The 14,991-nt window shown below is 49.3% G+C and carries 16 protein-coding genes; 9 read left to right on the top strand and 7 right to left on the bottom strand.

The features are described 5' to 3' along the window. Positions 1–15: 15 nt before the first annotated feature. Genes QYE77_RS00865 through folK form a run of 3 tightly spaced genes read left to right on the top strand, consistent with a single transcriptional unit; the run spans position 16 to position 2,342 of the window. Positions 16–750: a prolipoprotein diacylglyceryl transferase gene (locus QYE77_RS00865; protein ID WP_315623339.1), complete on the top strand. Its 735-nt coding sequence runs from the start codon at positions 16–18 to the stop codon at positions 748–750. A gap of 3 nt (positions 751–753) precedes the next feature. Continuing rightward, positions 754–1,479, top strand: coding sequence for an SDR family oxidoreductase (locus QYE77_RS00860; RefSeq protein ID WP_315623337.1), 726 nt, complete (start codon positions 754–756; stop codon positions 1,477–1,479). 11 nt (positions 1,480–1,490) lie between these two features. After that, a complete protein-coding gene (gene folK / locus QYE77_RS00855; RefSeq protein WP_315623335.1) occupies positions 1,491–2,342 on the top strand; it encodes a 2-amino-4-hydroxy-6-hydroxymethyldihydropteridine diphosphokinase in 852 nt (283 codons plus the stop codon). On the opposite strand, the gene folE is transcribed toward folK, so the two are convergent. The 3 genes from folE to fni are packed head-to-tail and all read right to left on the bottom strand — an operon-like array spanning position 2,339 to position 5,066. After that, positions 2,339–2,965 (bottom strand): GTP cyclohydrolase I FolE, encoded by a 627-nt coding sequence (gene folE, locus QYE77_RS00850; protein ID WP_315624906.1) that lies wholly within the window; start codon positions 2,963–2,965, stop codon positions 2,339–2,341. The two genes, folK and folE, sit on opposite strands and share 4 nt — an antisense overlap. 44 nt (positions 2,966–3,009) lie before the next feature. Further along, positions 3,010–4,029, bottom strand: a complete 1,020-nt coding sequence (locus tag QYE77_RS00845) for a polyprenyl synthetase family protein (protein ID WP_315623334.1) — start codon at positions 4,027–4,029, stop codon at positions 3,010–3,012. Continuing rightward, positions 4,026–5,066: a type 2 isopentenyl-diphosphate Delta-isomerase gene (gene fni, locus QYE77_RS00840; RefSeq protein ID WP_315623333.1), complete on the bottom strand. Its 1,041-nt coding sequence runs from the start codon at positions 5,064–5,066 to the stop codon at positions 4,026–4,028. Before fni ends, QYE77_RS00845 begins: the two co-directional genes overlap by 4 nt. Before the next feature lie 197 nt (positions 5,067–5,263). Between fni and acpP the strand changes: the two genes are divergently transcribed. Further along, the gene (gene acpP, locus QYE77_RS00835) at positions 5,264–5,503 is read left to right on the top strand and encodes an acyl carrier protein (protein WP_315623332.1); all 240 of its coding nucleotides are present in this window, start codon (positions 5,264–5,266) and stop codon (positions 5,501–5,503) included. Between the two features lie 64 nt (positions 5,504–5,567). Here the strand turns inward: acpP and sucD are convergent, their stop codons facing one another. The 4 genes from sucD to QYE77_RS00815 all read right to left on the bottom strand — a co-directional run bounded on the left by sucD (position 5,568) and on the right by QYE77_RS00815 (position 9,333). Next, positions 5,568–6,446, bottom strand: a complete 879-nt coding sequence (gene sucD / locus QYE77_RS00830; protein ID WP_315623330.1) for a succinate--CoA ligase subunit alpha — start codon at positions 6,444–6,446, stop codon at positions 5,568–5,570. Then, entirely contained in the window at positions 6,430–7,587 is a 1,158-nt protein-coding gene (gene sucC / locus QYE77_RS00825; protein ID WP_315623328.1) for an ADP-forming succinate--CoA ligase subunit beta, read from the bottom strand. Before sucC ends, sucD begins: the two co-directional genes overlap by 17 nt. Before the next feature lie 126 nt (positions 7,588–7,713). After that, positions 7,714–8,748: an SPFH domain-containing protein gene (locus tag QYE77_RS00820; RefSeq protein ID WP_315623326.1), complete on the bottom strand. Its 1,035-nt coding sequence runs from the start codon at positions 8,746–8,748 to the stop codon at positions 7,714–7,716. A gap of 42 nt (positions 8,749–8,790) precedes the next feature. Beyond that, positions 8,791–9,333: a hypothetical protein gene (locus QYE77_RS00815; protein WP_315623324.1), complete on the bottom strand. Its 543-nt coding sequence runs from the start codon at positions 9,331–9,333 to the stop codon at positions 8,791–8,793. Between the two features lie 539 nt (positions 9,334–9,872). On the opposite strand from QYE77_RS00815, the gene QYE77_RS00810 reads away from it, so the two are divergent. From QYE77_RS00810 to QYE77_RS00790, 5 genes are all read left to right on the top strand, one after another. Further along, entirely contained in the window at positions 9,873–10,019 is a 147-nt protein-coding gene (locus QYE77_RS00810) for a Flp family type IVb pilin (protein ID WP_299028289.1), read from the top strand. A 190-nt stretch (positions 10,020–10,209) separates the two neighbouring features. Further along, positions 10,210–11,301 carry an SAF domain-containing protein gene (locus QYE77_RS00805; protein WP_315623320.1) on the top strand — a complete coding sequence of 364 codons (1,092 nt, stop codon included), beginning with the start codon at positions 10,210–10,212 and terminating at the stop codon, positions 11,299–11,301. Between the two features lie 35 nt (positions 11,302–11,336). After that, the gene (locus tag QYE77_RS00800) at positions 11,337–12,578 is read left to right on the top strand and encodes a response regulator (RefSeq protein ID WP_315623319.1); all 1,242 of its coding nucleotides are present in this window, start codon (positions 11,337–11,339) and stop codon (positions 12,576–12,578) included. 3 nt (positions 12,579–12,581) lie between these two features. Further along, on the top strand, positions 12,582–13,979 hold the full coding sequence (locus QYE77_RS00795) for a CpaF family protein (protein ID WP_315623318.1): 1,398 nt from the start codon (positions 12,582–12,584) through the stop codon (positions 13,977–13,979). Positions 13,980–14,010: 31 nt separating this feature from the next. Next, positions 14,011–14,979, top strand: a complete 969-nt coding sequence (locus QYE77_RS00790) for a type II secretion system F family protein (RefSeq protein ID WP_315623316.1) — start codon at positions 14,011–14,013, stop codon at positions 14,977–14,979. Positions 14,980–14,991 lie beyond the last annotated feature (12 nt).

Raw genomic sequence — 14,991 nt, 5'->3', positions numbered from 1 at the left:
TATTGATTTACCTCAATGTTCCCAGTCCTCCATGTCGGTCCCCTTTCAATCAATACGTCTATTCTGATCCTTCTTGCTGGTCTGTGGATAGCGCTTTGGGTGGGAGTAAAGCAAAACCCAACCTTCGCGCACTCTTCCTCTCCTTACGAAACCTTGGTGTTAATAGCAATACTCGCGGGCATTATCGGTGCTCGTTTGGGTTATGCGGCTCAACACATCTCTGCTTTCATCAACAATCCCATTGCCCTAATAACTCCGTCCCCAATTATGCTAGATCCTCCTGCAGGGATTTTGGTCGCCTTCCTGGCGGGGCTGGTTTACGGCTACCGCCACAGCCTGAAATTCTGGAATACACTCGATCAACTAACGGCTCCGGCCGCAGTTTTTGTCAGCACCATTCATCTCGCCAACTTGGCTTCAGGCAACGCCTATGGGGCCCCCACCCAACTACCTTGGTGTGTTCATCTTTGGAGTGAGTGTCGTCATCCTACTCAAGTCTATGCCTTTATTCTGGCTTTGGGAATTGTAATTTTTATTTTGTACACAGCGCGCTACAACTTCCCCGCAGGGTTTCAATTCTGGGTTTTTATTGGGTTGAGCGCCTTAGCCCGGTTGATTATCGAACCATTTCGAGGCGACTCGGTGATTTTATTTGGAATCTTCCGTCAGGCTCAAATCATCGCTTGGTTGGTCCTGCTCATTAGCCTGTTTCAGATCTCCAAACGGATTAAACCCATTCCTAAGGAGTAATCCATGCACCTTTTGGGTAAAACTTTCCTGGTCACGGGGGCGGCGCGTCGTTTAGGACGGGTCTTTGCCTTGGCTATCGCCAAAGAAGGAGGGAACATTATTATCCATCATGGACATTCTCCCGCCGAAGCACACGAGGTGGCTGAATTCGCCCAACAAATGGGGGTTAAAGCCTGGGTGCTTGAGAGTGATCTTTCCAATCCCGCCAACGCAGAATCGCTCCTCGACCAAGCCTGGAGATTGGCACCTCTCGACGGACTGGTGAATAATGCTGCCATTTTTGAACCTCGCGATCTCTGGGAGACGGACCTGGAAACTTGGCAACGCCACCTGAATATCAACCTAACCGCCCCCTTTCTTCTCAGCCGTCATTTTGCGATGCTTCTCCCCACACCCCAAAGTGGCCGCATTATCAATATCCTCGATTGGCGTGCTTTGAGACCGGGAAGTGACCATTTTGCCTATACCATCAGCAAGGCAGCACTGGCGGCGCTAACGCGTAGTTTGGCATTGGCTTTAGCCCCGCGCATCGTGGTCAATGGAATAGCCTTGGGAGCCATCCTCCCCCCTAGCGATGGTCATGTAGAGGAAGATTTGCTTCACTCTGTCCCCGCGCAACGCTGGGCTTCCATAGAGGAAGTAGAGCAAACACTCATTTTTCTCCTAAGCGCACCAATGTATATCACTGGCGAGATTATTCACCTTGATGGTGGGCGTCATCTTGTCTAAGGAGAGGGTCTATGGACATTACTTTCATCCAAGACTTGTTAGTCCGCGGTGTCATAGGTATTAGTGACCGTGAGCGCTCGCAACCTCAAGACATCCTCATAAACCTGGTACTATTTGGGGATGTTAGTAAAGCCGCCCAAACAGACCGCATTGAAGACTGCATCAACTATCGAACCATTGCCAAGAAAATCACGGCTTACGTTGAGCGCGCCGAGCGCTACACCGTTGAAGCCCTCGCTGCCGATATTGCACGTTTATCCTTGGAAGAACCCAATGTTATAGGCGTGCGGGTGAGGGTCGAAAAACCAGGCGCCGTCCGTTTTGCCCGGTCCGTGGGGGTAGAAATCGAGCGTTTTCGGGATTCAAAAACTACCCCAGCCATGCATCAGGCTTATATCCTCTTAGGCAGCAACATCGAGCCTGAGGTCAATATCGCTGCAGCCATTCACCGTCTGAAGGAATCCTGTGTCATTAACGCCATTTCCAGTATTTGGGAGACCGAGGCCGTGGGCTCGCCCGGTCCGCGCTTTTTAAATGCTGTCGTTTGGCTCTCAACCCCCCTCGATTTGGAAGCCTTAAAAAAGCAAATCCTGGCGCCCATTGAACAAGCCTTGGGACGGGTTCGAACACCCGATAAGAACGCTCCCCGCACCATAGATTTAGATGTGCTTATCTTTGATGATCGAGTCCTGGATAGCAATATTTGGCAACGCGATTTTATCGCGCTGCCACTGGCAGAATTACGTCCAGATCTCAGCCATTCCACCAACAGCGAAAGCCTGGCTGAAATCGCCCAACGGCTCCGTTCAACCTCCTCTGCTTTTGTACGTAGCGATTTGCAACATCTGAGTCGCCTGCGTTAAATATGCAGGGGCTCGGCACTGCGCGAGATATTATCCAAAAACTCCATCCGCGTTGCCATGCTCGTGCGAAATGCGCCCAGCATGGTTGAAGTCGTCATTCGCGAGTTGTGCTTCTTGACGCCCCGAATCATCGCGCACATATGAATAGCCTCGACCACCACCGCGACCCCCATAGGATGCAAAACCTCATTTAGGAAGTCCGCAATTTGGCGCGTCATGCGCTCCTGAACCTGTAACCGCCGAGCAAACATGTCCACAACTCGCGGAATCTTGGAAAGACCGATCACCTTGCCCTTGGGGATATACGCCACATGAGCGCGGCCGATAAAAGGCAACATGTGATGCTCGCATAAACTATAAAACTCTATATCTCGTACCACGACCATTTCGTCATAATTGACATCAAAGATGGCATCATTAATCAGTTCAACCGGATCTATACGGTAACCGGCGAGTAATTCCTCATACATTTTTGCTACTCGTTCAGGGGTCCGTAGCAAGCCTTGGCGATTTGGATCTTCACCAAAAGCGATTAACATCCGGCGCACACTTTCTTGAATGGATTGAGTATCAATTCCATCACCATCTAAAAGATCGGCCGCGGCATAGACATTAGCGTTCATCATAAATTTTCCTCCTCAACTTACATTTTACGATCTAAAAAGTATTATTGCTGACGACTCAGCAAGGAATGTGTCAACTCCCTTAGGGCAACCATAACCTCGTTCTCTAACTCGGTTCTTTCCAGCCATTCCAAAGCCTCACGAGTGAGTCTATCGGCTTCGAGTTCCGTTTGATGTTGAACACCTTCTTCAATCAGCCATTGAGCCAGTACAGAGGCTTCATGTGGTTGAATTTGTCCTTCTCGCCAGCGCTGAGCAAAGCGCCCATTGCGAGCCAAACCCAACACAACCGGAAGGGTCTTTTTCCCGCTCACCAGATCGCTCTCAGTGGACTTTCCGGTCAGTGCCGCACTGCCCCAAATTCCCAGCCAATCATCCACAACCTGGAAACACAAGCCCAAAGCATTTCCATAACTTGCAAAGGCGTGTTGCACGGATTCTTCCGCACCCCCAATGAGCGCGCCCAAATGGGCACATGTTTGGATTAACGCCGCCGTCTTTCCAGCAATCATAGTCCAATAGTGTTCAAATGAGATTTCGCGATCCTGCTCAAAGGCAATATCAAGATGCTGCCCCCCGGTTAGTCGCAAGCAGGTTTCAATAAACAGGGCTTGGGAACGAAAATACGCGTTTGGGCTCAGAGTTTGTTGTAATCTGGATAAAGCCATGAAGGCGGCTGCAAACATGGCATCACCGGCATTGATGGCTTGCGCCTCACCCCATCGGGCCCAAACTGTCGGGCGACCACGCCGCATGGGACTTCGATCTTCAATATCATCATGGATGAGGGAAAAGTTATGTAGCAGTTCAACCGCTGCCGCCGCTGGTAGAGCCTTTCCCCAATCCCCACCCACCGCCTCGGTTACCAGGAGCAACAACATGGGACGAAGGCGTTTTCCCTGTGCCGCCTGACCCGCACCTTCTCCTTCCCATCCCATGTGATAGCGTAATATCGCCGCCATACCAGGATAGTCTTTTAGGATTGGATAATCCAGAATCTCTTGTAACAAAGCCTCTAACTGGGGACGATAGCGTGAGAAGAAAGGCGTAAATGTGCTCATCATGAAAACCCCTTTTTGATCAGAGGTGTAGAACGAAGGGCTGAAATCGTGCCCGCCCCAACCCCAAACATCGCGATACGTAATGCCAGTAGAATTTCTTCCACCAAGCCCATTAACTCATCCAAGGAATGCGCTGCTGCCCTTAGGAAAGGGCCCGCCATGCCAACCAGAGAAGCGCCTAATGCAATACATTTTGCCACATCGAGTCCGTGACGAATGCCACCTGAAGCGATCAAAGGAAGTTCGGGCACAACATTGCGCACCGTGGTCAAAGCCTGCGCTGTGGGTATGCCCCAATCACGAAACAAGGCTGCCACCCGTGCACGTCGCTCGTCCGACATGCGATACATCTCAACCTGCGACCACGAGGTTCCCCCAGCCCCTGCAACATCAATCGCCGCCACACCAACATCAGCCAGGCGCCGAGCTACCCGGCCAGAGATACCCCATCCCACCTCTTTCACTACCACTGGTACCCCTACTTCCTTACAGACGATCTCTATCTTTCTTAACAGGCCGCTAAATCGCGTATTGCCCTCCGGCTGGAGTGCCTCCTGAAGCGGATTAAGGTGCAAAATCAAGGCATCCGCCTCAATCATCTCAACCGCTCTGCGGCAATCCTCGGAGGTGAAACCATAATTAAGTTGCACCGCACCCAAATTGGCAAACAAGAGAATGGAAGGCGCAACACGCCGAACCCGGAAAGTCTCGACACTCTCAGGATGCTGAAACGCTGTTCTTTGGGAGCCTACACCCATCGCCAAACCAAAATGTTCCGCTACCTCAGCCAAGCGCAAATTGATCACCTCGGCTTCGGAGGTGCCTCCAGTCATGGAAGAGATTAAGAGCGGTGCCCCCAGAGGTTTCCCAAAAAATTCGCTTCTTAAGTCTATAGTTTCAAAATCCAGTTCGGGCAAGGCCATATGCTCAAACGTATAGGCATCCAAACCATTGTTCAAGCCCGATTGGACGTCCTTTTCAAGGTTGATCCGTATATGGTCAGTTTTTCGGGGCTGTAATTCAGGATCATGTCCCTGCATATTCACCTACCAGAGCGTGTGTGTTTGAGTATACCAAAGGAAAGGGGTTAGGGAACACATCCTGCTTAGGCAAAGATTGTACATCCAGACCAAGTTCTCCCTCCCTTTTTATTGGGGTAGGAGGTAGGGACAATTATCTTGACACCTTCTAATCCCGAATTACAATTACTGCAACCTTAGAGACCCGGGAGGTTGCAATGAGCGATGTATTTGAAGAGGTCAAAGCGGTGATCGCTGATGTGTTGAAAATTGATCCCAGCGAAATCACCCCCGAGACGCGCATCATCGAAGACCTCAAAGCCGATTCTATGGACCAATTCTTCCTAATTGATGGTCTCAGCCAAAAGTTCGATTTGGCCATCTCGGATGAAGACGCACGACAAATCAAGACCGTGGCCGATGCCGTGCGTTATATCGAGACTCACAAAAAGCAATAAGTAAAATGGCACGGAAGCAGAATCATTTCTTCCGTGCCTAGCATCCTTCATCTCAGAGATCACATTATTTTCCTAAATAAGGCGCAACCAAATCGGCCACCTGTTCGGGATGTTGGGCAATACGTACCCCCGCTGCCTCTAATGCAGCGATTTTTCGATCTGCTGTACCTGATCCTCCTTCGATAATCGCTCCTGCATGTCCCATGCGCTTACCGGGCGGGGCAGTGCGACCAGCAACAAACCCTATCACAGGCTTAGTAACATGGCGGGCAATATACTCCGCAGCGCGTTCCTCATCGTTGCCCCCAATTTCCCCAATTAACACTATCGCTTCCGTGTAAGGGTCGGCTTCAAACAATGACAAAATATCAATAAAATCCGTCCCACGCACAGGATCACCGCCGATACCCACACACGTGCTCACCCCCACACCTTTCATTTTCAAAGCGTAGAGCACTTCGTAGGTCAATGTACCCGAACGCGAAACCACCCCTACGCTTCCCGGTAATGCAATATTTCCGGGGATAATCCCCACTTTGGATTCACCCGGAGTCAGTGCACCAGGGCAATTCGGTCCAATCAAACGCACCTGTTTTTGCTCCAAATAGCGTGTTACACGCATCATATCTTGGATTGGAATACCCTCGGTAATACAGAAAATAAGGCCGATCCCAGCATCGGCTGCCTCAAAAATGGCATCCGGCGCAAAGCGAGCCGGTACAAAGATCACGCTCACATCGGCTCCTGTTGCCTCTACGGCGACTTTGACCGAGTCAAATACGGGAATCTTGCCATCTAACACCCACTCCCCACCTTTACCCGGCGTAACTCCTGCCACCACATTTGTTCCATAAGAAAACATTTGCTGAGTATGAAAGGACCCCTCATGCCCTGTAATGCCTTGGACCAAAACCCGAGATTTTCGGTTAATCAAGATGCTCATAGATCAAATCTCCTTTGCTAACGGCTACGGCTTTTTGGGCGGCTTCCACCAAAGTTTCCGCAGTGATCATACGGGCATCTGCAAGCATCCTGCGCCCTTCTTCTGCATTGGTACCGACTAAACGTATCACCATGGGGACTCTTGGCTTGACCTCTGATAAAGCACTCAGGATACCTCGTGCTACTTCGTCGCAACGGGTAATTCCTCCGAATATATTGATAAGCACTACCTTAACCTTTGGATCTGAAAGGATAATCCGCAATGCCGCTGCCACTTTATCCGCACCGGCCCCTCCGCCTATATCCAAAAAATTGGCCGGCTCTCCCCCATGTAGTTTGATAATATCCATGGTTGCCATGGCTAGGCCGGCACCATTGACCATGCACCCAATCTCTCCTTCGAGTTTGATATAAGAAAGGCCGTATTTACGGGCTTCAACTTCTGCCGGCGCCTCTACATCAGGGTCACGCATCTCAGCCAAGTCGGGATGGCGGAAAAGCGCATTATCATCAATGCTCATCTTCCCATCTAAGGCTAACATGCGCTTATCTGCAGTAATGACCAGAGGATTGATTTCCACCAGGGTTGCATCATGAGCGGTATACACTCGCCATAAACCTTCCGCAATTCCGCTAAAGGTCTTCCAATACTCCCGTGGTAGATCCATGGCTACGGCAATGTCGCGAGATTGGTAATCGCGTAATCCGATTAAAGGGTCAATGTGCACCTTAATTATTTTTTCTGGAGAACGGCGGGCAATTTCTTCGATGTCCACCCCTCCCTCCGCCGAAGCCATCATGACCGGGCATCGCCGTGTTCGGTCGTTCGTGATTCCTAGATAAAGTTCACGTTCGATACTTACCGCCTCATCAACCAATACTTTGCGCACTGGTAAACCCTTGATCTCCATCCCCAAAATCAGCGTTGCCAGTTCCTCCGCTTCTTCAGGGGATCGTGCCAACCGAATTCCACCTGCTTTGCCTCGTCCTCCCACCAATACCTGGGATTTAATGACTACCTTTCCACCCAATTCTTCAGCAATGTGCTTGGCCTCAGTTGAGTTCAGCGCGACTTTACCCTTGGGAATAGGAATGCCAAAGCGTGCAAAGATTTGCTTGGATTGATACTCGTGTAGATTCATAGATCCATTGACCCCATTAAGCATGAATTGACGAGACCATTATATCCTCATCTTTCCTAAATGCTAATTAGCCCGGCAAAAGACTGCATCGCCGGGCTAGGTCTTATAAACTCAGAAGGCAACCAATCACCCTTTGAGAAAATCTTCCAAGGCTTGGCGGCTGATCCGATAGGCATTACCGATCTTTTTCGCTTTTAGTTCTCCCGATTGAATCGCAGCCAAAACATCCTCTTCCGAGACGCGCAGGATCGTTGCCGCCTCTGCCGGGGTCATCACTTCGGGGATCCCGGTAGCCTTCTCTCCCTCTCCACTGCTTTTTCCGGCGCCCTGAAGGGATTGTGAAATCACATTACCCAAACCCACACCGGCTCCAATCCCGGCTGTTAACCCCGCGCCACCGCTTGGATTTTGTGCGGCATCCCGCAGGGCATCTGCGGCTTGTAATTGCGTGTAAGTTTGCAGGTCCAATACCCCCATTGCTCGTAATTCTTCGGCCGACTTTTCAGAGGGTTTCAGATTAGCAATATAAAATGTCTTGAGGGTTAGACCCAGGGCAGAAAAATCATCTTGAGCCTTGGCCCTAACGCCAGCACCAATCTCCTCGGTTAACCCGATTAGATCGGTAACTGGACGTTTAGCCGCAGTTTCACCCAGCAAATCCTGCAATTTAGAGAGAAGGATCGCACGCAAACGATCCTCAATATCGGACATGCGATAAACTTTTTGTGCCCCTACGACTTGGGTTACAAACTGCTGGGCATCTCTTACCTGGAATGAGTAGGTACCAAACCCCTGGAGAAGCGCCACCCCCAACCCCATACCTGGATTGCGCACCAGAATCGGTTGGGGTGTGCCCCACTTTCGATCCACAAATTCACGCATGGAGACAAAATAGACCTCAGCGGTAAACGGGGTGCGGTTATTAAACGCCTTCCCCAGGAAATCAATTAGCAAAGGGATGTTAGCGGTGGTTATCGTATGCCGCCCCGGACCGAAGGAATCCAAAGCCCGTCCATCACGGAAGAACACTGCGCGTTGCGATTCGCGCACAATGACCTGTGATCCTATGCGCAGATCGGCCACTCCTTCTTCTGGAAAGCGATGCACGATTTCGTCTACCATTTCGCTGGGATATTCAACGACATCAAATATTCTTGCCATCTGATTTCTCCTTCTTACGTTCTTTTAAGCAATTGGACGAACCTACTGGGTGGATTCCGCTGTTGCAGGGGAAATCCCCATCAAAACTTCGGTCCGTTTCTCAAAAGCATCCAGACACGATTGTGCCACGGAGATAAGATGACGCACGGCCGCCCCCATTCCCTCGCCGCCAATGGAAGCCTCGACATGATCAAGTGCACGCGCGACTTCGTCCTCCAAGTTCACCAACGCCAAATCATAGGCGTATACCCGTTCCAAGTCCTCGGGGCGAATGCGCACCGCATCAAAGAACCCGGTATAGCCATAGGCCGCTGTTTTGAGCCGATCAATGAATTGGCGAAGTTTCAATGAGGCCTGCTCAATATCGTCCACCAGTTCCAATTCGCCCTCCCCTAACAACGCCCGCTGAACAGCAGAAACCCGTTGCCACAGCGCTTCGAAGCGGTTTGCAAGGGCTTCGCGCAGCATCTTATCAGCCACTCTGCGTTGAGCCCGTTCCACATAACCGGAAAAACCCGGAACACGGCTCAACAATTGGTTGAAAATGTTTTGATCGCCCTTAACGCGATCATAAATATCGCTCATCTTGTCTCCTTTCCCTTGGTGTTACTCATGGGACTTCATCATCATTTTGATTATAGGTCTAAAAGGTGAGAGAGACAATTGCTTTTAATAAAGCAAATTGAACTTTTCATAATTATGCTCTAAAAATTTGCATTACAGGTGACCTTATTTATAATATCAACATGTTCTTATCCCCACTTTTCGCGAAAGGAGGTGAATCGCGATGTTGTTTGCACCTAAAGAGAAGGGCTAGGGTCTGGTCGAATATGCATTGATCCTTGTTCTGGTTGCAGTCGTTGTTATTGTCGTCCTCGCTCTCCTCGGCCCCGCCATCGGCAACGTCTTCAGCCGAATTATGCAGAGCATCTAAAAACCAACAAGTTTCAGAAGGATCTCTACATAATAACAGGCACAAGAAAAACAACTGGGCGGACCTATAGAGGGATATATTCTGGAGACAATTTTGTAAGCATTCTGTAATGTCAACCCCATTGTTTTTAGGGAGCAAACTTATATAATATAGTCAAGACCATTCATAAACCGAAAGGAGGTGAATCGCGATGTTGTTTGCACCTAAAGAGAAGGGCCAGGGTCTGGTCGAATATGCATTGATCCTTGTTCTGGTTGCAGTCGTTGTTATTGTCGTCCTTGCCCTCCTCGGCCCCGCCATCGGCAACGTCTTCAGCCGAATTATGCAGAGCATCTAAATACACCGCCGCTCATTGCACGAACACGAAATAGACCCTGCTTGGCAGGGTCTATTTCGTGAATAACGACAATAAACTAACAATTTTGAAGAGATACTTTTCTACTCATTTTGCCTTATAATAATGTTATCTATGCATCATTGGTATCTTCTCAGCCCCTCACTTTTCAAGAATTGGGAGGTTATAAAAGATGGCCGGTCGAAGTAGGCGAGGTGGTCTCTTAATTATTGTAGTGGCACTCATCCTTCTTTTATTGGTCGGAGCCGCATACCTGTGGCTTCAAATGCAAGGTGGCTTGCCGGGGCAGGCTCAACCCTTACCTACTCAAGCCCCCCAAGACCTTGTAGATATTGTTGTGACCACACAATTCATTGCCCGAGGATCAGAGATCGTCGAAGGCGCAGTAACGACAATCCCTTATCCACGTGATAAACTTGTTGCCGGCACTTTCATCACCGATCTTCAATCCGTTTATGGTAAACGCGCTAAATATGACTTAGAACGAGGCATCCCCCTTACCCCAGGTGTCCTCTTGGAACCCGGCGCCGGCTCAGTGGTCTCGTTTGATATTCCCAAAGAATACGTTGCACTATCCGTACCCATCTCAAGCCTCACATCCGTTTCTTACGCCCTTCAACCCGGCGACCACGTTATGGTCATTGGGTGTATGTTGCTAGTAGATGTGGATCAACAATTTCAATCTAAACTCCCCAACAAGCTTCCTCAGGTCATTAAGCCGGGGTTGGTTAATGAACCCGAGTCGTTAACCCCTGGCTTCCTAGACAGTTCTACTTTAACCGACCAAGGACGCGCCGAATTTGATCCCACCCTTAATCAACCACTCTATGCCGTTCCATCTGAACCACAGCGCCCCCGCTTAGTCTGCCAAACCATAATTCAAGATGCTGTTGTGCTAAGGATGGGAATGTTTTCTCAAGAGACCTCAAGCGTCGCCCAGCAACCTGCTCCAACCCCTCAACCTGGAGAAACCACTTCAACGACAACTACCACAACAACTCCCAGTGTTGTGACTCTCGTCGTCAGCCCCGAGGATGCTGTGATTTTGAATTTTATGATGTTAGAAGGGATCAAGATCAATCTGGCCCTCCGCAACCCAACCGACACCAAGCCGATTGTCACCGATGCAGTAACCCTTCAATATCTGATGGACCAGAAAAATATCCCCCTGCCGGCCAAATTGCCTTACGCGGTTGAACCACGGGTGGACCACTTAGAATTTCCTCAATTGCAAAGCCAGGCCACACCCACGCCAATGCCATAAAGCGACTCTAAATTGGCGCTCTATTAGGAGCATTCATGGCAAGCACTGATAAGATCAAGGTTGTTATCGTTGACGACATCCTAGAAACAAGGGAAACGATTCGGCGCGCGCTTCAGCTCGAACCCAGTGTCGAAATCGTCGGAGTGGCTAGAAATGGTCAAGAAGCTATCGAGTTGATTCATGAAAGCCGCCCCGATGTAGTGATTATGGACATCAACATGCCAGACATGGACGGCATTACAGCCACAGAAGCCATTCGCCGAAAAGTTCCATATACCCAAGTTGTGATTCTCTCGGTGCAAAATGACCCCGGATATATGCGGCGCGCCATGCTGGCCGGTGCGCGCGATTTCCTCTCTAAACCACCAGATATTGACGAGTTAATAGCGGCGGTAAAACGCGCCGGGGCCATGGCGCTGGAAGAAAAACGTAGCACTATCTTAACCGGAACAGAAAGTGGAACAAGTAGCAGTGGGCTTGGCGGTACTTCAAAGGGGAAAATCATCGCCATCTACGGACCAAAAGGAGGGACCGGTAAAACGATCCTTGCGACGAACCTCGCAATTGCCTTGCAGATTCAAGGCCATAAGTCCATATTAGTAGATGGAGACCTTCAATTTGGAGATATTGCCGTTATTCTTAATGAGCGGGGCAAGAACAGCGTCGTAGATCTAGCCATTCGCGCCAATGAACTAGATGCTGAGGTCGTTGAAGGCGTTGTTGTTACCCATCGTGAGACCAAGCTCCCTATTTTGGTGGCCCCTTCCAAACCAGAAATGGCCCTCCAGGTAAATGGAGAGCAATTTGCCACACTGCTTCAATTCTTGACCACCCTTTATCGCTTTGTGATAGTAGATACATCCTCCTACCTTAGCGACACAACCCAGGCAATTCTAGATACCGCTGATTACATCGTGCTGGTTACGACTCAAGAATTGCCCTCACTTAAGAACGTTAGTCTGTTCCTCACTTTAGCGGACGCTTCAAACATTCAGCGAGACCGCATTATCCTAATTCTCAACCGATACGACAAACGGATCAATCTCGACGCCGAAAGAATTAATAACAGCCTCAAACACCCCGTAGAGGTTGTCATCCCCCTTGATGAACGTACCGTTATTCAATCCATCCTGAAAGGACGACCCTTCATATTAGAAGACCGGTCAAGTGCTCTCTCAAAAGCCATCCTAAGTTTAGCCGAGCTCATTCCACGCAAAATTGCACAGCACGAGACATCCCAAGAGCGTGAAACTGTTGGTAAAAAATGGGGAGTATAAGCCATGTCTCTATTAAAGCGTTTATCTGGTGAAGTCTCAACGCCCAATAATCACCAAGATGGTGGAGCGGGGATGTTACGTTCCCCCTCTACCCCTGTCAAACGAGTCCCTACTCCCGTACAACCCACGGGAACCGATACCTATCAAGACTTAAAAAGCCGGGTTCAGGCTAAACTTCTCTCCACGCTTGATCCTTCTATGGACGTTACCAAAGTCGCTGAGGTGCGGCGGACAATTCAGGAATTATTCGAACAAATTCTGAATGAAGAAAATATTGTCCTCTCACGCCCAGAGCGCGCTAGAATGTACGAACAGATTGTTGCGGAGATATTGGGATTTGGCCCGCTTCAACCCCTCCTTGAGGATGATACTATTACAGAAATCATGGTAAACGGGGCGCGTAACATCTATGTTGAGCGACGTGGGAAGATCCAGCGTGTTCCACTTTCTTTTGAGGATAACGATCATGTGATGCGCATTATTGAACGTATCGTTGCACCACTCGGGCGGCGGGTGGATGAATCCTCACCCTACGTAGATGCCCGCCTTCCCGATGGCTCGCGCGTCAACATCGTTATTCCCCCCATCTCTCTGGTTGGGCCAGTTATAACCATCCGCAAGTTTGCCCGCAATCCTATCACCGTTGATCAACTTATTCAATTCGGCTCTATAACTCCCGAGGCGATCCAATTTTTAGATGCATGTGTCAAAGCGCGAATTAATATCGTGATCTCAGGAGGTACCGGTTCCGGTAAAACCACTCTACTCAATGTTCTCTCTGGCTTTATTCCCCCCGATGAACGGATTATCACCATTGAGAACGCAGCCGAATTGCAATTGCGCCAGGAGCATGTTGTTACTCTTGAGTCGAGACCGCCCAATATCGAAGGACGTGGTGAGATCACCATCCGGCAATTGGTGATTAACGCTCTCCGTATGCGACCTGATCGCATTATCGTAGGTGAAATTCGCGATGAAGCCGCCTTGGATATGTTGCAAGCAATGAACACCGGTCATGATGGCTCTATGACCACCTGTCACTCCAACAGCCCACGTGATACCTTGGCGCGCATTGAAACGATGACCATGATGGCCGGTATGGATCTCCCCAGTCGAGCTATTCGTGAGCAAATTGCGTCAGCAATTGATTTGGTTATCCATCAAGAACGCATGCGTGATGGTACACGCAAAGTGGTAAGCATCTCCGAAATTACGGGTATGGAAGGCGAAGTGATCACCATGACTGATCTCTTTGTCTTTGAGCAAACCGGTTACGAAAACGGCAAAGTTATAGGACGTTTACGCCCAACCGGCTTACGTCCAAAGTTTATGGAAAAGATTGAATCTGCCGGGATCCACCTGCCACCCTCGATTTTTGGAATGATGGAAAGGCGCCGGTAGAAATGATCATTCGGTTTTAGGATAAGGAACTATGATCGAGCCACTTGTAGTTTTGATGATCGGGGGAGGGCTAGCATTTCTCCTCTTGCTCATAGGAATTGTCGTTTCAATCACCAGTGAACGTGCACTGGTTGAGCAGCGCTTAGGGCGTTATGTGGAACTTCAACGCGTCCAACCTCTGAGCGAGAAAGAAAGAGCACGCCCTTTGGTTGATTGGCTAAATCGCCAAGTTGAACGCACATCCTATGGAGACCGTCTTTCACGCGAACTGGCTCGCGCAGATCTCAAACTTAAATCGGGGGAATATATCCTGATCATCATAGTCTGCACTGCTCTTGTGGGGTTAATTTTCTGGAATATCGGTGATCGCTCGATTGTTATGGCGATTCTTGGCACCATAATTGGTAGTCAGATTCCTCGGTTCTATGTTAAGACACAACAGCGTAAGCGACTGATCAAATTCAACGAACAACTTCCGGATATGTTAAATCTCATGGTAAATGGTTTACGCGCAGGTTTTTCCACCCTTCAAGCCATGGAGTCAGTTAGTCGTGAAATGCCCAGCCCTATTTCAGACGAGTTTCGACGTGTCGTCCAAGAGATTCAGTTAGGCGTTCCGATGGATCGCGCATTGAATAACCTGCTTCAACGCATTCCTAGCGACGATTTAGATCTAGTCATCACAGCCATGAACGTTCAGCGAGAAGTTGGAGGTAATCTAGCCGAAATCTTAGACTCTATTTCATTCACTATTCGCGAACGTGTTCGCATAAAAGGTGAGATCCGAGTTTTAACCACTCAGGTAATGTATTCGGGGCGATTTCTTGCATTGCTACCCATTATTCTGATCGCCGTTCTTTATTTGATAAATCGCCCTTATATTATGGAATTCTTTAAAGCCGAAAATTTCCCTTGTGGATTGATCGCACTTGGAGTAGCCCTTTTTCTGATCGTTACAGGTTATTTCGTAATGAACAAATTAGGGAACATCGAGGTGTAATCGATCTCGGAG

The organism is Thermanaerothrix solaris (assembly GCF_032334255.1).
Classification (GTDB): domain Bacteria; phylum Chloroflexota; class Anaerolineae; order Anaerolineales; family Anaerolineaceae; genus Thermanaerothrix; species Thermanaerothrix solaris.
This window is presented reverse-complemented; position numbering and strand designations above follow the sequence as displayed.